We start from the raw sequence: 24,970 nt of genomic DNA on the forward strand, positions 1-24,970 counted from the left end.
AGCGAAGGGCTTGAAGTTCGTCGTCGAACTCAGCCTCGAATTCCTCGATCTCGTCTTTGCCCGGGTCGAGGATGGCGGCGTCAGGCAGGGTGTTTTCCCCCTGTGGAAGGATCATCCGCCTGAAGCGCCGGACCGGACAACATGTCCAAGGTGCTTTTGCCGAGCGGCGTTTCGCAGCGCGCCGAATGGGTCGTGAGTGAAAAGTGTCGTTCTGACGACCCTTTTCACTTACGGCCACCGTCACCCGGCGTCGAACTCGGCTTCGAATTCGTCGATCTCGTCACGTCCGATGTCGAGCAGGGCGACGTCCGACTGCCCTTCCACGGCGGGGGCGGCCGCTCCGCGTCCGATGATCGCCGCGATTCCCGAAGGCGTCCGATGCTCGAACACCTCCCGCGCGCCGAACGTCATCCCGTCGCGACGCGCCCGCGCCGCCAATTGCATCGACAGGAGCGAATCCCCGCCCAATTCGAAGAAACTGTCGTCCGCGCCGATCCGCTCCAGACCGAGCACCTCGGCGAAGAGCGCGCACAACGCCCGCTCCACTTCGGTCACCGGCTCCCGGCCGGAAACGAGTCCGCCGAAATCGGGATCCGGCAACGCCGCCCGGTCGACCTTCCCGTTCGCCGTCACGGGTAAGGCGTCCACCGCCACGACCGCCGTCGGCACCAGATAGTCCGGCAACGTCCCGGCGACCTGCTCGCGCAGCCGTCCCGGATCCACCTCACCGCCGGACACGACGTAGCCGATCAACCGGCCGTCACGGGCGACCACCACCGCCTGGTCGACACCGGGCAGCGCCGCCAGCGCCGCCTCGATCTCGCCCGGCTCCACCCGGAAGCCGCGGATCTTGACCTGGTTGTCGGCCCGTCCGGCGAACACCAGCTCGCCCTCGTCCGTCCAGTACGCCACGTCCCCGGTCCGGTACATCCTCCGGCCGGAGGCGAACGGATCGGCGACGAATCGCTCCGACGTCAACGCCGGACGGCCCAGATACCCCTGTGCCACCGCGTCGCCGCCGATGTACAGGTCACCCGCGACGCCCGGCGGCACCGGGCGCAGGAAGAGGTCCAGCACGTACAGCCGCCTGCCCGGCAGCGGCCCGCCGATCGGCAACGCCGGCGCGAGCCGATCTCCGGGCTCGATCGCCTTCGACGACACGCACACCGCGGCCTCGGTCGGGCCGTACGCGTGCCAGACCCGCAACCGCGGGCATACCCGCCGGACCCGGTCCACCACCTCGGACGGCACCACGTCGCCGCTCAGCAGCAGTTCGCGCAATCCCGAGAAGACCTCCGGCGACTCCTGCGCCAGCGCCCGGAACTGCCCCGCCATCATCACCACCGAGGTGACGCCCTTCGTCACGTACGCGGCGAGCCGCTCCGCGTCGACCACGCCGGGCTCGGCGAGCAGCACCCGCGCCCCCGCGCCGAGCGACACCCACAGGTCGTACACCGACGCGTCGAAGGTGTGCGGAGCGTGCATCAGCACCGTGTCACCGGGCCCGACCGCCCACCCCGGATCTCCCACCAGGATCGCCGCGGCCCGATGCTGGACCACCACCCCCTTCGGGGTCCCGGTCGATCCGGACGTGTAGATCACGTAGGCCGGGTCTTCCGCCCTGACGGGGATCGGGGCGACCTCGCCCTCGATGGCCTCGTCCACGACGATCCGCGTATATCCCGCGGGCACCAGACCCGAGGTCCCCGTTCCGCACGCCACCGCCGCGACCGAAGAGTCGGCCAGCATGAATTCCACCCGGTCCGCCGGGTAGTCCGGCGAGACCGGCACGAACGCCGCTCCCGCCTTCCAGACCCCGAGCCAGGCCGCCAGCAGCTCCGCCGACCGCTCCAGCACGACCCCGACACGGTCGCCCCGGCGCACACCCCGCACCGTCAAGGCACCCGCCACCCGGCCCGCCCATTCGTCCAGCTCCGCGAAGGACCAGACCCGGTCGCCGTCGATCACCGCCGTCGCGCCGGGTGCCTTTCGCACCTGCTCGGCGAACAACTCCAGCACCGAGGCCGCGGGCACCCCGTCGCCGGTGTCGTTCCACCGTTCGACGACCAGCTCCCGTTCGGCGTCACCGACCACGTCGAGCCTGCCCACCGGCGCCGCCGGTTCCGCGATCATCCGCTCCAGCACCCGGACAAGCCCGCGGTGAGCCTCTTCGGCCAGGGACGCGTCGACAAGCTCCGGCTGGTACTGCAGGTCGGTCTCGAGGCTCTCGCCGGGCATGACCACCAGGGTCATCGCGTACGGCGCCGCCTGGTGATACTCCCGCAGGGTCAGGCTGAGACCGCTCGGGGAGACCGAGCCCGCCGCCGGATCGGCATAGTTCTCGAATCCCACGACCGTGTCGAAACCCGCCCCGCCGAGCTTCTGGATCTCCGGCAGGCCGAGATGATGATGCGGCACCAGCGCGGACTGCCGCTCCTGCAATTCCGTCAGGAGCCCGAGGATCGACTGCCCGCCGTCCAAGCGCACCCGCACCGGCACGGTGCCGATGAACAGCCCCACGGTCTGTTCCACGCCGGGCAGCTCCGCGGGGCGCCCCGAAACCACCGCGCCGAACACCACGTCACGACGACGCGCCAGCCGGGCCAGCACCACCGCCCACGCCCCCTGCACCAGCGTGTTCAGCGTCAGCCCGTGACCGCGGGCGAACTCGGCCAGCGCGGAGGTGAAGTCCGGTGAATGCCGGATCAGTTCGCGGGCAGGCGTGCCCAACGCCGTCCCCGGCCGTTCGGGGAGCCCGAGCGACGATCCGTCGGCACCGGCCAGTTCCGCGTGCCACGCCGCTCGGGCCGCCTGCTTGTCCTGTTCGTCGAGCCAGGCCAGATAGTTCCCGTAGGAGCCCGCGGGCCGCAGCCGCGGGCCGGCACCGCCCGCCGCGTAGATGTCGAGGAGGTCCGACTCGAGGATCGCCCGCGACCACCCGTCCATGACCAGGTGATGGCTCGTCGTCACCAGGCAGTGCCGTTCCCTGCCGAGCCGGATCAGCGTCAGCCGCAGCAGCGGAGGCTTCGCCAGGTCGAATTTCCCGGCCCGCTCCTTCTCCGCGATCGAGCTCACCTCGGCCAGCGCGTCCGGTTCGGCCAGGTGGGACAGATCGTGTTCGGCCCAGGGAAGCTTCGCACCGCGGAAAATGAGCTGGACCGGCTCGCCGGACTTCCTCCGGTGGAAACAAGCGCGAAGCGCCGCATGCCGGTCGAGAAGGGCCTCCCACGACTCCCGGAACCGCTTCGCGTCCAGCGGTCCGTCGAGGAACTGCGTCTGCTGGGTCAGCTGGATGTCGGGAGCGTCCTCGGACAGGAGCGACGCGTGATAAAGCATTCCCTCCTGCATCGGGGACAGCGGCCAGATCTCCGCGAGCGCCGATCCGGCGGGCGTGGTCGACGAGTTCACGATGTCCGCCCCTCGCTGAGTTCCGCCGCTATCGCTTCGAAGCTCTCGATCTCGTCCTGGTCGAGCTCGAGAAGACCGAAATCGGAGGCGGTGTGCCCACCGGCGGCGGGGTCCTCCGCCTGCCGGGCCAGCCCGGACAGCGTGTCCAGCACCGCGCGGACCAGTCGGTCGATTTCGGCGTCGTCGAACAGGTCGCCCGACCACTCCACCATGAGCGTCAGTTCCGGACCGTCCGGCAGATCCTGGACCATGGCGTTGACATCGAGACCGTGCGGCAACCGCATACCCGGATCCATCGAACCGCCGATTTCCCCGGCCAATTGCCACGCCCGCACGTCACTCGCGTCACCGGCGACGAATCGGCCCAGGTAATTGAATCCGATCCGCGCCGACGGCAGCGCCGCGAGGACCGGTTCCGTCTCGCCGTTGAGGTACCTCAGCAACCCGTGGCCGAGCCCGTCGCCGGGTACGGCGCGCGACTGCTCCTTGACCGCCTTCAGCAACTCCCCCGCCGCCGGACCACCGGCGACCACCTCGGCGAGATCGATTCCGGCCACCTCCAGCCGGACCGGATACGTACTGGTGAACCAGCCCACCGTCCGGGACAGGTCCATCCCCTCGACGGGATGGCGGCCATGACTCTCCACGTCCACCAGCACCGTGTCCCCGCCTCGCCACCGGGCCACCGCTCCCGCCAGCCCGGTCAGCAGCACCTCGTGCACGCCACAGTGGAACACCGCCGGAGCCCGGCCGACCAGCACCGGCGTCTCGGCAGGCGGCACCGTCCACGACCGCGAACGCACCACCCCGGCCGGGGCGGGCCCTGGTTGCTCCGCTTGACCGACGATCCTCTTCCAGGCGGGCAGTTCCGCGACCCGCTCGGCGGAGACGGCCCATTCCTCGAGCAGAGCCGTCCACCGGCGGAACGACACGCCCACCGACTCCAGCACCGGCTCCCGTCCCGCGGCCACCGCCTCGCAGGCGGCGCGCAGATCGGACGTCAAAACGCGCCACGAGACCCCGTCGACGACGAGGTGATGTGCCACCACGACCACCCGGCCCACCCGATCCGGCCCGGCGTCCAACCACACCGCCTGGACCATCACCCCCGCGAACGGCTCCAGCCGTCCTACGGCTTCCCGCGCCGCGGCCTCGGCGGCTTCGGCGAGCGAGCCGCCCTCGGCCCGCACGCGGGTGACCATTCCCGTCGCGGCCACCGACCCGCGCTCGCCGACCACCAGCCGCCTGCCGCCGTCGCCGTCGCCGTCGCCGTCGACGACCCGCGCCCGCAGCATGTCGTGCGTGTCCAGCACCGCCGCCAGCCCGGCGGCCAGTGTCTCCTCCCGCAGATCCGGGGGCGCACCCGTCACGACCCACTGGGCGAACCCGGCTCCCGTGACACCGTCGCCGAACATCCGCATCACCGGGGTCAGCGCGACCTCGCCCACCCCGTCCGCGATCGCGGTCCGATCCTGGTGCGGCACAGCGGTTCCCGCCACCAACTGCGCGAGCCGTTCAGGGGTCCGGTGGTCGAACACCTGCCGTGGGGTCAGCGAAAGACCGTCGCGGCGCGCGCGGGAAGCGACCTGCATCGACGAGATCGAATCCCCGCCCAGTTCGAAGAAACCGTCCTCGACCCCGACCCGTGCCAGCCCGAGCACCTCGGCGAACACCTCGCACAGGATCCGCTCGGCCTCGGTCGCGGGCTCCCGCCCGGCCGTCTTCGAGGAGAAGTCCGGTTCCGGCAACGCCTTCCGGTCGATCTTCCCGTGCGGTGTCAGCGGCAGGGCGTCCAGCGCCAGCACCGCCGCGGGCACCATGTACGCCGGCATCCGGGCCGCGAGTTCCTTACGCAGCGCTTCCGGATCGACGTCGCCCGGCGCCACATACGCCACCAGCCGGCCGTCGCGAACGGTCACCGTGGCCTGGGCGACCTCGGGACGGCCGGACAAGGCGAACTCGATCTCACGGGGTTCGACCCGGAAGCCGCGGATCTTGACCTGGTCGTCGGCCCGTCCGGCGGAGACCAGCTCGCCGTCCTCGGTCCAGTACGCCAGATCACCGGTGCGGTACATCCGTTCACCGGGGACGAAGGGATCGGCGACGAACCGCTCCGACGTCAGCGCCGGACGCCCCAGATAGCCGCGGGCCACCCCGACGCCCGCCAGATACAGCTCACCCGTGATCCCGTGCGGCAACGGACGCAGGAACGCGTCGAGCAGATAACCGCGCACCCCCGCGATCGGCTTCCCGAACGGGATCACGTCCCCTTCCGGCGACAACGGCATGCTCACCGTCGCGCAGATCGTGGTCTCGGTCGGCCCGTAGGCGTTGATCATCCGCCGTCCGGGCGACAGGCGGTCCACCAGACCCGGCGGACAGAGTTCTCCCGCCGCGGTCACGGTTTCCAGCCGGTCCGGCAGACTGTCCACAGTGGCCAGAACGGACGGTGGCGCCTTCACATGCGTGATGTCCCAGCGTTCCAGCGCGTCGATCAGCGAAGCGTGCGGCGGCAGATCCTCGTCCGGAGGCATCACCAGCGTCGCCCCCGCCAGCAACGCCATCATCACCTCGGACACGATGGTGTCGAAGCCCAGCGCAGCGAACTGCAGGACCCGGGACGACGGCGACACGGCGAGCCGTTCGATATGCGCCATCGCCAGATTGCCCAGGCCGGAATAGGTGACGACGACACCCTTCGGCGTACCTGTCGAACCCGACGTGTAGATCACATACGCCGCGTCACGCGGTTCCAGGAGTGGCAGGTCCGCGTCCGGGGCCGCGGTCAGGTCGACCTCGTCGAGCACGACCAGCCGGTCCGCGAACTCCGGCGGCACCGCCTCCCGCGTCCTTCCCTGGCACACCACCAGCATCGGGTCCGCGCTCCCGAAGATGAACCGCACCCGGTCGGCCGGGTACGCGGGATCCACCGGGACGAACACGCCGCCCGCCAGCGCCACCCCCAGCATCCCGGTCAGCCACCACGAGGACCGGCCGACGACCAGCCCGACGCGGCGCTCCCGCCCGACGCCGCGGGCACGCAGGACGGCGGCGAGCTTCGACGCCCGCTCCCACAGTTCCGCATAGGACAGTTCGCCTTCAGCGTCGGCGACGGCCACCGCGTCCGGTCGCTCCGCCGCCATCCTGCCGATCAACACGGGCAGCGGTTCCCCGGCCGTCACCGCGGGTTCCCACTCCAGCACCGGGTTTTCGACGATCTCCGCCCGGCCGAGGAGTCCGGCCGGATCGTCGACCATCGCCCGCAGCGCACCGGTGAACCACTCCAGAACCGATTCGGCGACCGCCTGATCGACCTGCCCGGGCCAGTAGGCGAGCTGGATCTTGAACCCGTCACCGGGGATGATCCCGATGGTCAGCGGGTAGTGGGTCCCTTCGATCGTGCCCAGGTAGGTGAACTGGTCGGCGAAGTCCCTCGGGTAGTTCTCGAACACCAGCAGCGTGTCGAAGGACGCGCCCGGTCCGGCCGCCTTCTGGATCTCCGGCAACCCCAGATGCTGATGCGGCATCAGGGTTACCTGCCGGTCCTGCAGGGCGGTGAGCATGTCCACGACCGTTTGCCCACCGTCCAGTGGCACCCGGATCGGCACCGTGTTCATCATGAGCCCCGGCATCGACTCCACCCCGGCGAGTTCCGCGGGCCGGGCGGCGACCGTGGTGCCGAAGACCACGTCGGTCCGCCGAACCAACCGGGCCAGCACCAGCGCCCAGGCGCCCTGTACCACGGTGTTCAGTGTCAGCCCGTGGTCGCGGGAGAACTCGATCAACCTGGAGTGGAGCTCCGGCGGGAGGTGGACGACGCGGTAGTCGTATTCCGTGCCGGAGTCCGTCTTGGCGATCAGCGCGGGCACGTCGATGCCGGACAGTTCGGCCCGCCACGCCGCGCGTGCCGCGTCCTTGTCCTGCCGGTCGAGCCAAGCCAGGTAGTCCCGATAGGACGCGACACCCGTCCGCTCCGGGAGCCGCCCGCCCGCCGTGTAGGCCTCGGACACCTCGTTGAGGACGACCGCCACCGACCAGCCGTCGGTCAGGATGTGGTGGCTGACCACCAACAGGCGGTGCCGGTCCCCGGTCAGCCGGGCCAGCACGAGCCGGAACAACGGTGCCTTGGCGAGGTCGAACCGCTTCTCTTGTTCCTGCCGCACCAAGGCTTCGACGGCCGCGTCGGCGTCGCTCGCGCCCGTCAGATCCACTTCCCGCCACGGCAGGGTGACGTGCTTGGCGACGGCCTGCACCGTCTTCCCCGACGCGAGCCGGTGAAAACTCAGCCGAAGCGCCGATTGCCGGGCGAAAACCGCTTCCCACGCGGCTCGTAACCGGGCCACGTCCAGCTGCCCGGTCAGCTCCAGGATCCACTGACCCTGATAGATGTCGGGCCCCTGCCGGCTGTCGGACCCCTGGTCGTCGAGGGTCGACTGGAAGAGCAATCCCGCCTGGAGCGGTGCCAGCGGCCAGATCTCCTCGGCCTCCGGTGCGGCGAGCGCCAGCTCGGCCTCGTCTTCCGCGCTGAGCACGATCAGCGGGCGGGCGGCGGGCTGCTCGACCGGTACGGCCCGCGCCGCGGCGGCGGCCGCCAGCCGTGCCGGGGTCGCGTGCTTGAAGATTTCGGCGTGCGTCAAGGACAGACCGGCCTTGGCCGCCCGTGCCGCCAGGCGCATCGCGATGATCGAATCCCCGCCCAGTTCGAAGAAGCCGTCGTCGACACCGGCTCGGTCAAGGCCGAGCACGTCCGCGAACAGTCCACAAAGGATCTGCTCCAGCTCGGTGGCGGGTTCGCGGGTGGCGGTCTTCGCCGTGAAGCCGGGCGACGGCAACGCCGCGCGGTCGACCTTGCCGTTACCGGTCAGCGGCAGCGCGTCCAGGGGCATCACGACGGCCGGGACCAGGTACTCCGGCAGCACCGCACCGAGACGCTCGCGGACGAGGGCGGGTTCCGCGTCCGCCACCACATAGCCGATCAGCTGCTCGCCGATCGCGACCACCACGGCCTCGTGGACGTCCGGCTGGGCGGTCAACGCGGCCTCGATCTCGCCGGGTTCGATCCGGAACCCGCGGATCTTCACCTGGTCGTCCGCCCGGCCCGCGAACAGCAATTCGCCGTCGGCGGTCCACTGGGCGAGGTCCCCGGTCCGGTACATCCTCCGCCCGGACGCGGACGGATCCGCCACGAACCGCTCCGCCGTCAGCCCGGCCCGGTCCAGGTAACCGTCCGCCAGACCGGAACCGGCGAGGTACAGCTCACCGATCACCCCCGGCGCCACGGGACGCAGCGCCGCGTCGAGCACGGAGACCCGGCGGCCCGTGAGCGGGCGGCCGATCGGCAGCACCGTACCCAGCGCGTCCCCCGGCGCGAGCAGATGCCAGGTCGCGCAGAGCGTCGTCTCCGTCGGGCCGTACAGATGCCGGATCCGCGTCCGGGGGCTCATCTCCCGCACCCGCTCCACCGCGTGCGCGGGTACCAGGTCGCCGCCGGTCAGCACCTCGGCCAGCCCCGCGAACGATTCCGGCGATTCCTCCGCCACCGCGCGGAAACTGCCCGCGGTCAGATGTGCCCGCGTCACCCCGGCCGCGACCGCCTCCCGGAGGCGCCGGGCATCCACCGCCCCCGGTTCGGCGATCACCACCCTGGCACCCGACACCAGCGGCACCCAGATCTCGAACAGCGAAGCGTCGAAGGAATGCGGCGCGTGCATGAGGACCGCGTCTCCGGGTTCCACGGCCCACCCGGGATCGCCCGCCAGCTCCGCGACGCCGCCGTGCGGGATGGCCACGCCTTTCGGTGTGCCCGTCGAACCGGACGTGTACATCACGTACGCCAGGTCCCCCGGCCCCACCGGAACCGCCGACGCTCCGCGCGCGTCGTCGTCCGTCGCGACATCCGGCTCGATCGCCTCGATCCCTTCCGGCACGCTGTCGCGCGTCGCGGCCGAGCACACCATCAAGGACACGTCCGAGTCCGCCACCATGAAGGCCACCCGCGGCGCGGGATAGGCGGCGTCCACCGGTACGTACGCCGCCCCGGCCTTCCAAACGGCGAGCAGCGCCACCAGCAGATCCGCCGAGCGGTCCAGCATGACCCCGACCCGGCCGCCGCGGTGCGCACCCCGGCCGGTCAACCGCCCGGCCAACCGGTCCGCGAGTTCCTCGAGCCGCCGGTAGGTCAGCACCCGGTCACCGTCGACCACGGCCACCGCGCCGGGTGCCCGGTCCACCCGGCGGGCGAACAGCTCCAGCACGGTCGTGGTGGCCTGCGCTGCGGGACTCATCGTTCTCCTTCAAGAACCACCTGGTGTGCCGACGCCGCCCCGTCGCCGTTGCGCTTGACGCCGTTGCTTTCCGGCTTGGCGAACTGTGTGTGATAGAGGTCCGCGTAAAGACCGCCCTCGGCCAGCAACTCCTCGTGCGTCCCGCGCTCCCGGACCCCGCCGCCGTCGATCACGAGGATCTGGTCGGCCTCACGGATCGTGGACAACCGGTGGGCGATCACCAGTGAGGTCCGGCTGCGCAGGGCGGTCTTGAGCGCCGCCTGCACGGCGGCCTCCGACTCGGAGTCCAGATGAGCGGTGGCTTCGTCGAGCACGACGACCGTCGGCGCCTTCAGCAGCAGCCGGGCGATGGCCAGTCGTTGCTTCTCCCCGCCCGACATGCGGTAGCCGCGATCGCCCGAGACGGTGTCCAGCCCCTGGGGAAGGGATTCGATGAGATCCCAGATCTGCGCTCCCCTGCAGGCCTCGATCAGCTCTTCCTCGGTGGCCGTCGGGCGGGCGTAGAGCAGGTTCTCCCGGATCGTGTTGTGGAAAAGGTAGGCGTCCTGGCTGACCACACCGACCGTTTCACGCAGCGAATCGAAGGTGAGATCCCGCAGATCCTGTCCGCCGGCTCGAATGCTGCCGGAGGTCGGGTCGTAGAGCCGGGAGACCAGGTGGGTGATGGTGCTCTTCCCCGCGCCGGACGGACCGACGAGCGCGGTGAGGGTTCCGGCGGGCACGTGGAAGCTCACGTCGCGCAGGACGTCCGGCGGTACCTCCCCGCGTCCCCGGTCGGCCCGCAAATGCTCCAGCGACGCCAGCGAGACCTCGTCCGCGGTGGGGTACCGGAACGCCACGTTCCGGAACTCGATGTCCGGTGCCACGCCCTTCTCGAGCGCGACCGCGTCTTCGCGTTCCTCGATCAGCGGCTTCAGGTCGAGCAGTTCGAAGATCCGGGAAAAACTCACCACGACGGTCTGCGCGGTCTCCTGCATCCCCGACAACTGGGTGATCGGCCCGAACAACCGCGAGAGCAGGGACGCGATGGCGACCAGCGTCCCGAGCTGGAACGCCCCGGCGAGCACGAGCTCGCCACCGATCCCGTAGACGAGCGCCGTGGCGAGCGAGGCCACCAGTGCCATCATCACGAAGGCCATCCGGCCGTAGACGGAAAGGCTCACGCCGATCTTGCGGATCCGCCCGGCACGGTTCCGGTACTCGGCCAGCTCCTCGTCCGGGCGGCCGAACAGCTTGGAGAGCATCGCGCCCTGGACGTTGAATCGCTCGTGGAGAAGCCCTCCGAGGCCGTCGTTGGCTTCCATCAGCCGCCCGGCGCGCCGCTGGATCACCCTCCCCACCCGGATCCAGGGCAGGATGAACAGCGGCACCAGCACCAGTACGACGACGGCGACAAGCCACGACAGGTAGATCAGTTCGGCCAGCACCACGAAGACCGTGAGCGCGCTGGTCGCCGCGATCAGCAGGCCACCGAAATGCTGCTGCGCCATGATCAGGTCCGTATGCAACCGCCCGACCAGTACCCCGGTCTGCGTGCGGGTGAAGAACGCGATCGGCAGCCGCCGGACGTGGTCGAGCGCCTGCACCCGGAGGTCGTAGCTGACCCCTTCCCCGATCCGGCCGGAAATGTAGGCCGACACCAGTGCCAGCGCCGCGCCGGCCACCGCGAGCACGGCGGTCAGGCAGGACATCAGGAGCACGGTCCCCGGATCGTTTCCGACGATGCCGACGTCGACCAGTTCCCTCAGCAGCAACGGGGTCGCGACGACGACGAGCGACTCCAGTGCCGCGACGAGGACGAAAAGCGCGACCATGCCGATGTGCGGGCGGAAGTAGGTGAGCACCCGGCGCACCGTCCCGGGATGAACCTTGGTCTCCCAGGGATCGGGATCGTCATCGCTCTTCCTCACCCCCCCGTAGTTCAGCACTGCGTCCATGCGGGCACCCCTCTCACAAAACAGGTCGGCGATCTCAATCGTGCTGAATCGAGTCGATGTCCACGAGTGGGTCGAAGCGAACACTTAGGGTGGTTCGGTTCACCTGCCGCGGAATCGACGAATACCGCCGTCGAGCGGAACTTCTTCGCACTGTCCACAAGCGACGCTCAGACGGCCGTCCGCCGCCGGGTCAGCGGGATCCGCCGGGAACGGGCGGCACGTGCCAGCCATGGAACCGGAGAGCTTCGGCGAGCCTGCCGGTGTCGTCCGGGCGAACGGAAACCTCGGCGACCCCGACCGGAAGACCCGTCGAGTGCTCCAACCGGACGTCCTCGATGTTGACGTCCGCCAGCTCCGCGGCGTTGAACAACCGGGCCAGTTCTCCCGGCCTGTCCCGCAGCACCACCTGGACCACCGCGAAATCGCGGACCGGCCCGCCATGCTTGCCGGGGATCCGGCCGTGCCCCTCCACGCCGCGCCGCAGCAGATCCGTCACGTCGTCGAGGTCGCCGGACCGCAGCGCGGAGGCCGTCGCGGCGAGATCCGCCGCGATCCGTTCGAGCACCCGGGCGACCGGAAACGCGTTCCCGGCAAGGATTCTCCGCCACAGCCCGGGATCGCCGGCGGCGATCCGCGTCACGTCCCGCAGGCCCCGCCCCGCCAGGCTCAGCGCGACGTCGTCACCGCCTGCCAGACTCGCCGCGACCGCCGACGCCGCCACGTGCGGGGCGTGCGACACCAGCGCCACCGCCGCGTCGTGTTCGTCCGCGCCGACGATGACGGCCTCCGCGCCGCACAGCGACACCAGTTCCCGCACCCGCCGCAAGGCGCCCTCATCCGTTTCCGGACGGGGACAAAGCGCCCAAGGGCGGCCAAGGAACAGATCGGCGCGGGCCGCGGCCGGGCCGGACCGCTCCCGGCCGGCGAGCGGATGGCCGGGAACATAAGAGGTCAAATCGCATCCGAGCCGCTCCGCGTCGGCGATCGGATCGGCCTTGACACTGGCCACGTCGGTGTAAGCCCGCGCGGAGCCCTGTTTCTGGAGCTCGGCCAGCCGGTCCCCCACGAGGTGTGGCGGCACGGCGATCACCGCCAGGTCCACTTCCTCGCCGGTCCATTCCCGGCCGGCGCCGAGCTCCTCCGCGAGCCGGACGGCATGCGCGTCGACGTCGGACAGGTGGATCACCGCACCCTTCTCACGAAGGGCCAACGCGACCGAGGTGCCGATCAGTCCGGTGCCGACGACGAGTGCCTTTTGAACGGTCACCTCTGCTCCTTAAGCGATGCACCGTGAAGGCCTCCTCGATGGACTCGGAATCCACAAGGAGGCCTTCACGGACTCATCTCGCGGCGAGATCGGTCGCCTGGTTCTCCAGGCGGCCCGCGAACTCCGACCAGACCCGGGCGTGGTCTTTCGCGAAGCCGGCGATCACGCCGTACAGATGCGGCGGGACGCCGTGCAAGATCCTCTCCCACTCCTGCCCGTCGATCGAGTGCATGGACAGCATCCGCAGAAGGAGCCTGCCCACCTCGCTCAACCGCAGCGCCGGATCGGCCTTGAGCCGCTCCAGCACGACGAGGCGTTCCCGGTCCACGGCGCTTTCGAAGTCGGGTTCCGGCCACCGCAACGGATGCGGCTTTGCCCGTAACTTCCTGCTCCCGTCCGGGGTCGGGCTCTCACCACGCTCCAACCGGGCTCGCACATCCCGGACCGTCTCCGGAGAGATACCGACCTTCTTGGCGACCTGCCGAAGGGAAAGACCCGGATCGTTGCGGATGAGCTCGGCGGCGAGTTTCCGCCGTTCCGAACCGTCGACAGGACGGATTCGCCCGTCACGCCCGATCCTTGCCTCTCCTCCGCCTTCGCCGCCGCGCCGCCGCAGGTCGGCCACCGTGCCTGCGGAGATACCGGTCGCCGACGCCACCCGCCGATCGGACCACTGCGGATGCGTCCCGATGATCTGGACGGCCGCCCGTTTGCGATCCGCGAGGGAAAGCGGCAGACCATGCCGGATATTCGCTTCCACGGCGAGGACGAAGGCGTCGGATTCGGCGCCGTCTATGAACCTCGCCCGGATTTTCGTATCGCCTCTGACGCGCGCCGCCTTCAGCCGGTGCAGGCCATCGACCACCTGCATCGTCGGCCGGTGAACGAGAATGGGCGGAAGCTCCCACTCCGCGGACAACAGTGTCTCGACGTGCTCCGGATCCTCGCCAGACGTTCGTGGCGAACACGCGGTGGACAGCCGCGACAACTCGATTTCGACGACAGGGAGAGCGGAAAGGTCAACTCTCGTCGGATCCACCTAGCCCCCATTGAATCTTTTGTTTGCTCGACGTTTGCGATACGGCAAGGGACCCACCGTCCAAGTGCTCGGCTTCGGTGGTTGGACACCATGAACCCGTCCGGCGCCGGCTTCGGCCGCAGGGCGGGGTGTCCTCGACGGTGAGGATCCCTCGAGCACCACCGGGCAGACCCGCGCCTGTGCGGGCCGCCCCCACGGTCTCCCAGATGACCGGTGGTGCGTTTCCGACGATCTACCGAAGCCGAAGGGCAGCCTCCCATCGCCCCGACGACGATCAAGCGAGACGATCGCTCAGCGGTTCGGTCCGACCAGGCCGACATCCGTGCAGCCTGACGAAGCCGATACCCACCGCGATGCGAGGTCTCGGACGTTTTCGATCCTATGTTTTCCGTACCGGCTCAGCTCGGCGGTTCACCGGGTGAAATCCATGAATGCCTCTTGGTCGCGAGTCACCGTCGCACCCCCCATCAGTCCCCAGTGAGCGCGCACCGTGTCAGACCCAGTTGATCCACACCAACGCAGCATGGCATGAACAATCCATGTCGGCAATTGACAAACAGTGTGATTTTCGTAGACGAGACGGCCCTCAAGATCAATATCCGAAACTTTGCTTCCGGTATTGACGCGCATGCCGAACATAAGTAAAGCGGCCGCGTACACGTTTGTCCGGGCGGACGCCGTTAGACTGTTCGCAGGTGTTGTTAGGCCATCCGTACGGCCCTGTTCTCCTATCGAGACGTTCACAGCCGACGCCGGGCTCGTTCCACTTCTCGACACTTATTCACACGAACGGCCGATCCCGGATCCCATTGCCCGGTCGGCCACCGAGCCGTCCCGGCATCGCAAGCACACCAGGAGAGAACAGAAACCAACGCCGACCCGCCAAGACGAAACGCGCCGCGAAAGTCACCCGGTTGAGCGAGCCGCCGAACGTCCGGGTGAACCCGGACGACCTCACCCGTTCATCCAAATGACGAAAACTGTGCTCATGCGAGCCTCGCGAAGTGCACCGAACGGCCATTCACGGTACAGAAAGGCGATACCACCCGGCGGCGTCGACAATTCCGGAATGGACACGACGAAATGACCCGCCCACCGGGGACGCGTCGTCGCCGGTACAGTCGCCCGGTCATCCGACGTTAAACCGAATCGCCAGCGGGACCGCGTCGGTCGGGTTGGTCGTGAGTGGCGATTCGGGTTCTAGCCCGAAACGCCACTCACGACCCGCGGTCGCGGAACGGCGGCACAGCGCAGCGCGAACGCCCCTTCGGACCCCGCCGTAAACGCGCCGATCAGGGATCGAGGTCCCTGGCGACGGCGCGCATGATCTCGGCGATCTGCTTGGTGTTCTTGCGGTCCGGGTAGCGGTTGCGCCGCAGGTCCGGCTGCACCTTGAGCTCGAGCAGCTTGATCATGTCCTCGATGAGCCCGTGCAACTCCTCGGCGGGGCGGCGGCGCGCCTCGGCGACCGAGGGCGGCGGGTCCAGTAGCCGGACGGAGAGCGCTTGCGGCCCGCGGCGGCCGTCGGCGACACCGAACTCGAGGCGCTGCCCGGCCTTGAGTCCTTCGACGCCCTGTGGCAGCGCGGCTTTGCGGATGTAGACGTCGGCGCCCCCATCCTGGGTGACGAAACCGAAACCCTTCTCCGCGTCGTACCACTTGACCTTGCCGGTCGGCACTTCCCTCACCAGTCCTTTGCTGTCCTGCTCACAACGAACGCGCCCGGGGCGTACCCAGGGCGCGCGTCCCATAAGCGTATCTCGCCACATGCCCTGTGGAGAAGCGGATACCGGCGGATACCCTCTGCTTCATGGAGCCCGCAGTAAAGGAGGCCGCTGTGGCCGTCCCCGAAAAGCCCGGCAAACCCATCCTGATGCGCGTGGGCATCGGGCTGTTCGCGCTCGGCATGATCGCCGTCACAGCGGTGTTCGTCCTGTTCGCCGCCGGTCTGGAGAACCTGCCGGTGTGGCTGTCCGCGGCGGCGGGTGTCGTCACTCCGCTGGGGCTGGCCCTCGGCCTGATCGCCCTGGTTCGCGAAGCTCGCCGAAAGAGCTGAACCAGCCGGGGAACTCGGTCAGCGAGTCGAACACCACGTCGGCTCCTTCCGCGAGCAGTTCGTCCTTGGTGCACGGGCCCGTCGTGACCCCGATCGGGACGGCGCCCGCCGCCAGCGCGCCGCGGATGTCGCCGAGGTGGTCCCCGACGTAGACGCGGGCGCCGTGCTCAGTGAGCGCGGCGGCCTTCTCCGTCGACCACAGCTCTCCCACCAGGACGTCGACTTCGAGTCCGAGGGCGTCCAGGTGGAGTTTCGCGTTGGGCCCGTATTTGCCGGTGACGACGACCGTGCGCCCGCCCGCCTCGCGGACCGCGTGCAGTGCTTCGGCCGCGCCGGGCAGCGCGACCGTCACCGGCACGACGGTCTCCGGGTACATCGCGCGGAACCGCGTCACCAGTTCGGGGATGCGTTCTTCCGGCGCCCCGAAGCCGCGCAGGCTGTCGTCGAGGGGCGGGCCGAGGTTGGCCGCGAAGAACTCGCCGTCCAGCGGCAGCCCGGACTCCACGCCGAGCGCGTTCATCACCGCGACCATGCCCGGCCGCGGATCGATCAAGGTCATGTCGAGGTCGAACCCCACGGTGATGCCCACGCGATCACGGTAGCCGCCACCACCGACTGATTTACATCGGATGGATGCTCGTCAACTTCTTTGACATCGATGTGATCTGTGTCAAGGTGGAAGTGTGGGCGAGATCACGAGCTTCTCCGATCGGACCAAGGCCTCCCTGCGGGAGGCGCTGCTCGACGCGGCCACCGAGCTGCTCACCGAGCACGGCTTCACGGCCCTGCGCATGGCGGACGTCGCCGCGCGCGCCGGGGTGAGCAGGCAGACCGTCTACAACGAGTTCGGCAACAAGGCCGCGCTCGCCCAGGCCGTGGTCCTCCGGACGACGTCGGAATTCCTGGAGGGCATCCGGCTGCGGGTGCGGGAAGCGCGGGACCTGCGCGACGGGATCCGTGAGGCGGTGGTCTACACGATCGAGCACGCCCGCGAGAACCGGCTCGTCGCCACCACGCTGGGCACCGAAGCAGGCGAGGACCTCCTTCCCCTGCTCACCACCAAGGGCGAACCGATCCTGACCGCGGCCACCGAGGTCGCGGCCGGGCAGTACCGCGAGTTCGAGCCGTCGCTCTCGCCGGAGTCCGCCGCGCTGCTGGCGGAGACCGTCGTGCGGCTCTCCCTGTCCCATCTCGTCATGCCGACGCATCCGGCCGACGAGGCGGCGGCTTCCGTTGTCGCCGTGCTGGCGCCCGCGATACGGGCGCTGACCACCGATTCGAAGGGGACGTCATGACCGACACGCTTTCCGAGCTGCGGACCGGTTTTTCCTCACTGCGCAAAGGCGGGCTGAACTGGGACTCGTTCCCGCTGCGGTTGTTCGTCAAGGGCAACGACAAGTTCTGGAACCCCGCCGACATCGACTTCTCCCGTGAACGCGAGGGCTGGGACACCCTCAACCCGGAGCAGCGGCGGTCGGCGACCTATCTGGTGGCGCAGTTCATCGCGGGCGAAGAGGCCGTCACCGAAGACATCCAGCCGTTCATGCGGGCGATGTCCGCGACGGGCCGCTTCGGCGACGAGATGTACCTGACGCAGTTCTGTTTCGAAGAGGCCAAGCACACCGAGGTGTTCCGGCGTTGGATGGACGCCGTCGGGCTCACCGGGGACCTGCACTCCTACGTCGCGGAAAATCCCCACTACCGCAAGCTTTTCTACGAAGAGCTGCCGCGGTCCTTGCGCGCGTTGGAAGACGATCCCAGCCCGCTCAACCAGATCCGCGCGAGCGTCACCTACAACCACGTCATCGAAGGCAGTCTCGCGCTGACCGGGTACTACTCGTGGCAGCTGATCTGCACCCAGCACGACATCCTGCCGGGGATGCAGGAACTGGTGCGCCGCATCGGTGACGACGAACGCCGTCACATGGCCTGGGGCACCTTCACCTGCCGCCGTCACGTCGCCGCGGACGACTCGCTGTGGGACGCGGTGCAGCAGCGCATGGGCGAATTGCTTCCCCACGCGCTCGGCATGATCCAGTGGGTGCAGGACCAGTTCGAGGAGATCCCGTTCGACAACGATCCGGAGGAGATCATCCAGTACGCGGCGGACCGGGCACAGCGGCGCCTCGGCGCGATCGAGTCCGCGCGCGGGATGCCGGTGGAGCAGATCGACCTCGACTATTCGCCGGAGAACCTCGAAGAGACCTTCGGCGAAGAAGACGCGAAGGCGATCGCCGAGGCTGCCGCCAACACCGCGGCCTAGCGCGTGAAGGCCTCCTTGCCTCGGTTGAGCCGAGGCAAGGAGGCCTTCACGCGTGTTCGGAGGTCACCCCGCGGCCAGTAGAGAGCAGGGCGAGAACTCTTCCGCTTCGCTCGAAGTGTCAGGCGTGCTTGGTGGCGGCCGCTTCATCCAATCCGAGAATGCTGATCGACTCCGCCCGCATCTCGACCTTGCGCACCTTTCCGGTGACCGTCATGGGGAATTCGTCGACGACATGGACGTAACGCGGGATCTTGTAGCGCGCCAGCTTCCCCGCACAGAATTCCCGCACCGCTTCGGCCGTCAGCGGCTCCGCGCCCTCGCGCATGCGGACCCACGCCATCAGTTCCTCGCCGTACTTCACGTCCGGGACGCCGATGACCTGCGCGTCGAGAATGTCCGGATGGGTGTAGAGGAACTCCTCGATCTCGCGCGGGTACAGGTTCTCGCCGCCGCGGATGACCATGTCCTTGATCCGGCCGGTGATGTTGACGTACCCGTCGGCGTCCATGATCGCGAGGTCGCCGGTGTGCATCCACCGCGCCGCGTCGATCGCCTCGGCCGTCTTGTCGGCCTGCTCCCAGTAACCGAGCATCACCGAGTACCCACGCGTGCAGAATTCGCCCGGTTCGCCGCGCGGCACGGTCAGCCCGGTCTCCGGATCGACGACCTTGACCTCCAGATGCGGCCCGACCCGCCCGACCGTCGACACCCGCCGCTCCACCGAATCGTCCGCGCGGGTCTGCGTGGACACCGGTGACGTCTCGGTCATGCCGTAGCAGATCGACACCTCCGCCATGCCCATCCGCTCGATGACCTGCTTCATCACCTCGACCGGGCACGGCGAGCCCGCCATGATCCCGGTGCGCAGCGAGGACAGGTCGTGGGAAGCGAAATCCGGGTCGGCCAGTTCGGCGATGAACATCGTCGGAACCCCGTACAGGGACGTGCATTTCTCGGCCGCGACGGCTTCGAGGGTGGCCTTCGGCTCGAACGCGGGCGCCGGGATGACCATGCACGCGCCGTGGGACGTCGCCGCGAGATTGCCCATCACCATGCCGAAGCAGTGGTAGAAGGGCACCGGGATGCAGATCTTGTCGGCTTCGGTGTAGTTGCAGAGTTCGCCGACGAAGAAGCCGTTGTTGAGGATGTTGTGATGGCTGAGCGTGGCGCCCTTGGGGAAACCCGTGGTGCCAGACGTGTACTGGATGTTGATCGGGTCGTCCGCGGAGAGCCCGCTCTGGCGCTTGGCCAGCGCCGCGTGGTCGGCTTTGCCGCCGATCTCCAGCAATGACGGCCACGCGGGGCCGTCGAGCAGCACGACGTGTTCCAGCGCCGGGCATTTCGGCCCCGCTTCGGCGATCATGCCCGCGTAGTCCGAGGTCTTGAACGAGTTCGCGGCCACGATGAGCTTGATCCCGGCCTGGTTCAGCACGTACTCGAGTTCGTGCGAGCGGTACGCCGGGTTGATGTTGACCAGGATCGCGCCGATCTTCGCGGTCGCGTACTGGACACAGGTCCACTCCCACCGGTTCGGCGACCAGATGCCGACGCGGTCGCCCTTGGCGATCCCGAGGTCAAGCAGGCCCAGCGCGAGCGCGTTCACCTCGGCGGCGAGTTCGTTGTAGGTCCAGCGTTTCCCGGCCGCCCGGTCGACGAGCGCGTCCCGGTCGCCGAAGGCGGCGACGGTGCGGTCGAAGTTGTCCCCGATGGTGTCCCCCAGCAACGGGGTGTCCGAGATTCCCGATGCGTAGCTGCGCTGATGGGTTCTCGGCGGGGAAGCGTGCCTCGAAGCCGGTACTGCGGGGGCGTCGGGCATGGAGACTCCTGCGTTCGGCGGCATCGACGCGTCGAGTCTAAGAACGCGGCGTGACGGCGGCCACCTGCAAGTGGAGACCACCTCAGGGGAAACCCGGAGGCCGGGTCCGGCCGTGCCCGATATCGTCGGCAGTATGCGCCTCTACATCGTCGACGCCTTCACCTCCGAAGCCTTCGCCGGTAACTCCGCCGGCGTCGTGCTGCTGGACTCGCCGGGCGACGCGGGCTGGATGCAGTCGGTCGCCGCCGAGTTGAAGCACGCAGAGACGGCCTTCGTCGAGGTCGGCGGCGAAGGCCGGAAGTCGCTTCGCTGGTTCACGCCGGAGACCGAAGTCGACCTGTGCGGGCACGCGACGTTGGCGACCACGCACGTCCTCGGTGGCGAGCAGACCTTCACGACGAGAAGCGGCGAGTTGCGCTGCCGCGCCGAAGACGGCTGGGTGTCGATGGACTTCCCGTCGGATCCGCCGCGTGAGTCCGACGACGACCTGTCGCCGATCCTGCCGGGCGTCTCCTTCGAGTACGTCGGGCGCAGTAAGCACAACCTGTTCGCGGTCGTGGACGACGCGTCCGTGGTGCGCTCGCTCACACCGGATCTGGCCGCGCTGCACGCGCACTGGAACGGACGGCTGATGGTCACCGCCCCGGGTGACATCGACGGGATCGACTTCGTCACCCGGTTCTTCGCGCCCGGCGTCGGCATCGACGAAGACCCGGTCACCGGCTCCGCGCACTGCGTCCTCGCGCCGTACTGGGCCGCTCGCCTCGGCCGGGGCAAGCTCGTCGGCGAACAGGCCTCGGCCCGCGGCGGCATCGTGCGGATGAGTCTCGAAGGCGACCGCGTCCTGCTTTCCGGGCAGGCGGTCACCGTGGCCAGCGGGGAGTTGCACGTCTGATGCGCCTGATCCTGAACGTCGTCTGGCTCGTGCTGTGCGGCCTGTGGATGGCACTCGGCTACGTCGTCGCCGGCGTCATCTGCTGCGTCCTGATCGTCACCATCCCGTTCGGGCTGGCGTCGTTCCGGATCGCGGCCTACGCGCTCTGGCCGTTCGGCCGCACGGTGGTGGACCGCCGCGACGCCGGGGCCCCGTCGACGATCGGCAACGTCATCTGGTTCGTCTTCGCCGGGCTCTGGCTCGCCATCGGGCACGTGCTGACCGGGGTGGCGCTCTGCGTCACGATCATCGGGATCCCGCTCGGCGTGGCGAACTTCAAGATGATCCCGGTCTCGCTGATGCCGCTGGGCAAGGAGATCGTCGAGCTGCCGTAGCGGGCTCAGTCCTCGGGCTCCCACGGCAGCGAAACGATGAGGCAAGGACCGCCGACGAACAACCCGCCGTCGATCCCCAGCGCCTTCCCGCCCGCGTAGAGAAACGGCCCCTCGATCTGCGCGGGGTGGATGCCGAGCTGGTCGGCGATGACACTGTGCCCGTGGACGATCCGCTCGCCGCCAAGCCGGTCCATGAGCTGCTGCGCGACGTCGGCGCCTTCGGGACCGCGGAAGGCGTAGCGCGTGGTCATCCGCCGCCATACGTCCCACCAGGCCTGGATGTCGTTGCCCTGGAGGATCTCGCGGCCACGCGCGTTGATCTCGTCGATGTCCTCGCCCCAGCCGAGGTACTCGAGCGTGTCCGAATGCATCAGCAGGTGGTCCGCGGCCAGCGTCAGCATCGGGCGGGAGGTCAGCCATTCGATGTGCTGCGGGGTGAGCCGGTCCTGGTCTTCGAGCAGTCCGCCGTTGATCTCCCAGCTCCGGGCGAAGCTGCGCGGCCCGAAGTCGGACGGCACCTCCGTGTCGCCGAAGTGGTACATCCCGAGCAGCAGGATCTCGTGGTTGCCCAGCAGCGTCCCGCAGCACCCGCCGGCCGCGGCGGCCTGCCTTTCCAGCCGCATCACCAGGTCGATCACGCCGACGCCGTCGGGCCCCCGGTCGACGAAGTCGCCGAGGAACCACAGGGTCGCTTCGCCACCGCACCAGTCGTCGTCGGAGTCGAGCAGCCCCTTCGCCCGGAGCGCCTCGGCCAGCTCGTCCCGGTGTCCGTGCACGTCACCGACCACATAGGTCGGGGACGTGGGCTGATCGTCGTGCATCGTCTGACGATAAGCCCTCCGCATGGGGATGTGCCGCTCAGCCTTCGCCGAAGGGGTCGCCGGTCCGCCCGACCAGATCGGCGATCGAGTCGATGATCTTGGTCGGCCGGTACGGGTAGTGCTCGGCGCTCTCCCGCGAGGAGATGCCGGTCAGCACCAGGATCGTCTGCAATCCGGCTTCGATTCCCGAGTGGACGTCGGTGTCCATCCGGTCGCCGATCATCAGCGTCGACTCCGAATGCGCGCCGAGCCGCCGCAGCGCCGAGCGCATCATGAGCGGGTTCGGCTTGCCGACGTAGTACGGCGAGCGGCCGGTGGCCTTTTCGATCAGCGCGGCGACCGAGCCGGTGGCGGGCATCGAGCCCTCGATGCTCGGGCCGGTGGCGTCGGGGTTGGTGGCGATGAACTTCGCGCCACCCTCGATGAGCCTGATCGCGCGGGTTATCGCGCTGAAGCTGTACGTGCGCGTCTCGCCGAGGACGACGTAGTCCGGGTCGCGTTCGGTCAGCACGTAGCCGACCTCGTGCAGCGCCGTGGTGAGCCCGGCTTCGCCGATCACGAACGCCGAGCCGTTCGGCCGCTGCGACGCGAGGAACTTCGCGGTCGCCAGCGCGGAGGTCCAGATGGCCTCCTCGGGAATGTCGAGACCGGTCCGCTCGAGCCTCGCCCGCAGGTCGCGCGGGGTGTAGATCGAGTTGTTGGTCAGCACCAGGAAGCCGATGTCGTTGGCACGCAGTTCCTTGAGGAACTCGTCCGCGCCGGGTACGAGATGCTCCTCCTGGACCAGCACGCCATCCATGTCGCTGAGGTATGTCCAACGGCGCTCGTTCATACCTTCAATTTAGACAGCCAGGCGAAGCCTGTCAGTCGAGGGCGGTGATGGGCGGGGTCCGGGCCTGATGATCGGAGACGGCGTGAACGGCCACGGACGCCGCCTTGACCGAAAGAGCGACCGGTGTCCCGGGTTCGAGCGCCAGTTCGGCGACCGCGGCCGGGGTCAGGTCGGCGGCGAGGCCAGCCGCCCAGTCGGCACCGCGGGTCCGGACGCGGATCACCGGTCCGTGTGGTTCGAGCGCGTCGACGAATCCCTCGACGGTGTTACGCGGGCTGCCCCGGTGCTCACCGTCCCGCAGGTACACCGCGACGGCACTGGGGGCGAAGACGGCGACGGCCGCCTCGTCGGCGACGACGTCCGCCGCCGGGATCCCGGCCAGCGACAGCCCGCCTGACGTGCGCAAACCGCCCTCGGCGGCGATACCCGCCACCAGGTTGAGCCCGGCGATCCGCGCGGTGAACGCCGTGCGCGGCGCGGAGAGCACCTTGCGGGTCTCGCCGCGTTCGACGATCCGGCCGTCGCCGAGGACGGCGACGTGATCGGCCAGCGCCAGCGCGTCGAGCGGGTCATGGGTGACCAGCACGGTCGGCGGTCCGGAACGCAGCACCCGCCGGAGCAGGCCTCGGATCGCGGGTGCCGCGTCGACGTCCAGCGCGGCGAAGGGCTCGTCGAGCAGCAGAAGTCCCGGCTCGGCCGCCAGCGCCCGCGCGATCGCGACCCGCTGCGCCTGCCCGCCGGAGAGTTGCGCGGGCCGCCGTCCGGCCAGTTCGAGCGCGTCCACTTCGGTCAGCCACTCTCGCGCGAGCCTCGTCGCCTCGGCGCGCCCGGCCCCGGTCGAGCGTGGCGCGAAGGCGACGTTGTCCAAAGCGGACAGATGCGGGAAGAGCAGGGCGTCCTGAGACAGCAGGCCGATACCGCGCGCGTGCGGCGGCAGGCCCGCCAGCCCCCGGCCGCCGAGGGTGATCCGCGCCCGGTCGGGCCGGAGCAGACCGGCGAGACAACCGAGCACGCTGGATTTCCCAGACCCGTTCGGGCCGAGCAGCGCGAGCACACCGCCGTCCGGGACTTCGAAGCCGACGTCCAAGGTGAACTCGCCGCGCCGAAGGGCGATCTCCGCCGAAAGGGTCACGACCGGACCCCTTCGAGCGCACGCGGCCGGGCGAGCGCGATCACCGCGACGGCGACCAGGATGAGCAGCAACGCGAGCGCCACCGCGCTGTCGACGTCGACCTCGGCCTGCGTGTAGACCTCCAACGGCAGGGTCCGGGTCACCCCTTCCAGGCTGCCGGCGAAGGTGATCGTCGCGCCGAACTCGCCCAGCGCCCGCGCGAAGCTCAGCACGATGCCCGAACCGAGCGCGGGCAGCAGCAGCGGCAGCGTGACGCGGCGGAACACCGTCCACGGCTTGGCGCCCAGCGTCGACGCGACCCTTTCGTACCGGTCGCCGGCACCGCGAAGGGCTCCTTCGAGGCTGACCACGAGGAACGGCATCGCGACGAACGTCTGCGCGATGACCACCGCGGCCGTGGTGAACGGCACCTGCTCACCGGTCAGCGTGGTCACCAGAATGCCCAGGAAACCCTTGCGGCCCAACAGGTACAGCAGTGCCAGCCCGCCGACCACGGGCGGCAGGACCAGCGGCAGCAGCACCACCGCGCGCAGGACGCGGACGCCACGCGCCCGCGAGCGCGCGAGCACCACGGCGAGCGGGACCCCGAGCAGTACACAGGCCACAGTGGACAGTCCGGCGGTGATCAGCGAGAGCTTGAGCGCGTTCAGCGAGGACGCCGAGGCGATGAGGCTCGGGAAGCGGGTCAAGTCCGAACGCGCCAGCAGGCCGACGACCGGCAGCACCACCAGCGCCAGCGCGCACACCGCCGGCGGCCACAGCACCCACGGCACCCCGGCGCAGGGGGGGGGGGGGGTGGGGGGGGGGGGGGGTGGGGGGGGGGTGGGGGGGGGGGGGGGAGGAAGA

At 69.4% G+C, this 24,970-nt stretch carries 15 protein-coding genes and 1 pseudogene; 5 read left to right on the top strand and 11 right to left on the bottom strand.

Annotated elements, in window-relative coordinates:
• Positions 1-240 precede the first annotated feature (240 nt).
• The 5 genes and pseudogenes from ACZ6DT_RS16530 to ACZ6DT_RS16550 form a co-directional block, all read right to left on the bottom strand.
• Positions 241-9,662, bottom strand: a pseudogene (locus ACZ6DT_RS16530) (amino acid adenylation domain-containing protein).
• Positions 9,663-9,688: 26 nt separating this feature from the next.
• Complete coding sequence (locus ACZ6DT_RS16535; protein WP_465595141.1) at positions 9,689-11,629, bottom strand: ABC transporter ATP-binding protein; 1,941 nt, start codon at positions 11,627-11,629, stop codon at positions 9,689-9,691.
• A 190-nt stretch (positions 11,630-11,819) separates the two neighbouring features.
• Positions 11,820-12,896, bottom strand: a complete 1,077-nt coding sequence (locus ACZ6DT_RS16540; protein WP_465595144.1) for a prephenate dehydrogenase — start codon at positions 12,894-12,896, stop codon at positions 11,820-11,822.
• Positions 12,897-12,969: 73 nt separating this feature from the next.
• Complete coding sequence (locus ACZ6DT_RS16545; protein ID WP_465595147.1) at positions 12,970-13,935, bottom strand: helix-turn-helix domain-containing protein; 966 nt, start codon at positions 13,933-13,935, stop codon at positions 12,970-12,972.
• Positions 13,936-15,227: 1,292 nt separating this feature from the next.
• Entirely contained in the window at positions 15,228-15,614 is a 387-nt protein-coding gene (locus tag ACZ6DT_RS16550; protein ID WP_016337551.1) for a cold-shock protein, read from the bottom strand.
• 131 nt (positions 15,615-15,745) lie between these two features.
• On the opposite strand from ACZ6DT_RS16550, the gene ACZ6DT_RS16555 reads away from it, so the two are divergent.
• Positions 15,746-15,991: a hypothetical protein gene (locus ACZ6DT_RS16555; protein ID WP_465595150.1), complete on the top strand. Its 246-nt coding sequence runs from the start codon at positions 15,746-15,748 to the stop codon at positions 15,989-15,991.
• Here ACZ6DT_RS16555 and ACZ6DT_RS16560 read toward each other — a convergent pair.
• A complete protein-coding gene (locus ACZ6DT_RS16560; protein ID WP_465595153.1) occupies positions 15,927-16,580 on the bottom strand; it encodes an HAD family hydrolase in 654 nt (217 codons plus the stop codon). The genes ACZ6DT_RS16555 and ACZ6DT_RS16560 overlap by 65 nt on opposite strands.
• Positions 16,581-16,674: 94 nt before the next feature.
• On the opposite strand from ACZ6DT_RS16560, the gene ACZ6DT_RS16565 reads away from it, so the two are divergent.
• Together ACZ6DT_RS16565 and ACZ6DT_RS16570 are read left to right on the top strand one after the other, a co-directional pair.
• Positions 16,675-17,286: a TetR/AcrR family transcriptional regulator gene (locus ACZ6DT_RS16565; protein ID WP_465595156.1), complete on the top strand. Its 612-nt coding sequence runs from the start codon at positions 16,675-16,677 to the stop codon at positions 17,284-17,286.
• Positions 17,283-18,254, top strand: a complete 972-nt coding sequence (locus ACZ6DT_RS16570) for a R2-like ligand-binding oxidase (protein ID WP_465595159.1) — start codon at positions 17,283-17,285, stop codon at positions 18,252-18,254. Before ACZ6DT_RS16565 ends, ACZ6DT_RS16570 begins: the two co-directional genes overlap by 4 nt.
• Positions 18,255-18,372: 118 nt before the next feature.
• Here the strand turns inward: ACZ6DT_RS16570 and ACZ6DT_RS16575 are convergent, their stop codons facing one another.
• Positions 18,373-20,070: an AMP-binding protein gene (locus tag ACZ6DT_RS16575; RefSeq protein ID WP_465595163.1), complete on the bottom strand. Its 1,698-nt coding sequence runs from the start codon at positions 20,068-20,070 to the stop codon at positions 18,373-18,375.
• Positions 20,071-20,203: 133 nt separating this feature from the next.
• On the opposite strand from ACZ6DT_RS16575, the gene ACZ6DT_RS16580 reads away from it, so the two are divergent.
• Both ACZ6DT_RS16580 and ACZ6DT_RS16585 read left to right on the top strand, forming a co-directional pair.
• On the top strand, positions 20,204-20,965 hold the full coding sequence (locus tag ACZ6DT_RS16580) for a PhzF family phenazine biosynthesis protein (protein WP_465595692.1): 762 nt from the start codon (positions 20,204-20,206) through the stop codon (positions 20,963-20,965).
• Positions 20,965-21,339, top strand: a complete 375-nt coding sequence (locus ACZ6DT_RS16585; protein ID WP_465595166.1) for a YccF domain-containing protein — start codon at positions 20,965-20,967, stop codon at positions 21,337-21,339. Before ACZ6DT_RS16580 ends, ACZ6DT_RS16585 begins: the two co-directional genes overlap by 1 nt.
• Before the next feature lie 5 nt (positions 21,340-21,344).
• Here ACZ6DT_RS16585 and ACZ6DT_RS16590 read toward each other — a convergent pair whose 3' ends face one another.
• The 4 genes from ACZ6DT_RS16590 to ACZ6DT_RS16605 are packed head-to-tail and all read right to left on the bottom strand — an operon-like array spanning position 21,345 to position 24,888.
• Positions 21,345-22,160, bottom strand: a complete 816-nt coding sequence (locus ACZ6DT_RS16590) for a metallophosphoesterase (RefSeq protein ID WP_465595169.1) — start codon at positions 22,158-22,160, stop codon at positions 21,345-21,347.
• 37 nt (positions 22,161-22,197) lie between these two features.
• Positions 22,198-22,992: an HAD-IIA family hydrolase gene (locus ACZ6DT_RS16595; protein ID WP_465595172.1), complete on the bottom strand. Its 795-nt coding sequence runs from the start codon at positions 22,990-22,992 to the stop codon at positions 22,198-22,200.
• Between the two features lie 31 nt (positions 22,993-23,023).
• Positions 23,024-24,124, bottom strand: coding sequence for a sulfate/molybdate ABC transporter ATP-binding protein (locus ACZ6DT_RS16600; protein ID WP_465595175.1), 1,101 nt, complete (start codon positions 24,122-24,124; stop codon positions 23,024-23,026).
• Positions 24,121-24,888, bottom strand: coding sequence for an ABC transporter permease (locus tag ACZ6DT_RS16605; RefSeq protein ID WP_465595178.1), 768 nt, complete (start codon positions 24,886-24,888; stop codon positions 24,121-24,123). Before ACZ6DT_RS16605 ends, ACZ6DT_RS16600 begins: the two co-directional genes overlap by 4 nt.
• Positions 24,889-24,970: the final 82 nt, after the last annotated feature.

This window comes from Amycolatopsis sp. NPDC041971, from assembly GCF_055588925.1.

What these genes read in the sequence shown, in the direction of transcription:
- ACZ6DT_RS16570 (WP_465595159.1), top strand. Translation starts at nt 17,283, where the DNA reads ATGACCGACACGCTTTCCGAGCTGCGGACCGGTTTTTCCTCACTGCGC.
- ACZ6DT_RS16535 (WP_465595141.1), bottom strand. Translation starts at nt 11,629, where the DNA reads ATGGACGCAGTGCTGAACTACGGGGGGGTGAGGAAGAGCGATGACGAT.
- ACZ6DT_RS16595 (WP_465595172.1), bottom strand. Translation starts at nt 22,992, where the DNA reads ATGAACGAGCGCCGTTGGACATACCTCAGCGACATGGATGGCGTGCTG.
- ACZ6DT_RS16585 (WP_465595166.1), top strand. Translation starts at nt 20,965, where the DNA reads ATGCGCCTGATCCTGAACGTCGTCTGGCTCGTGCTGTGCGGCCTGTGG.
- ACZ6DT_RS16590 (WP_465595169.1), bottom strand. Translation starts at nt 22,160, where the DNA reads ATGCACGACGATCAGCCCACGTCCCCGACCTATGTGGTCGGTGACGTG.
- ACZ6DT_RS16575 (WP_465595163.1), bottom strand. Translation starts at nt 20,070, where the DNA reads ATGCCCGACGCCCCCGCAGTACCGGCTTCGAGGCACGCTTCCCCGCCG.
- ACZ6DT_RS16555 (WP_465595150.1), top strand. Translation starts at nt 15,746, where the DNA reads ATGGAGCCCGCAGTAAAGGAGGCCGCTGTGGCCGTCCCCGAAAAGCCC.
- ACZ6DT_RS16580 (WP_465595692.1), top strand. Translation starts at nt 20,204, where the DNA reads ATGCGCCTCTACATCGTCGACGCCTTCACCTCCGAAGCCTTCGCCGGT.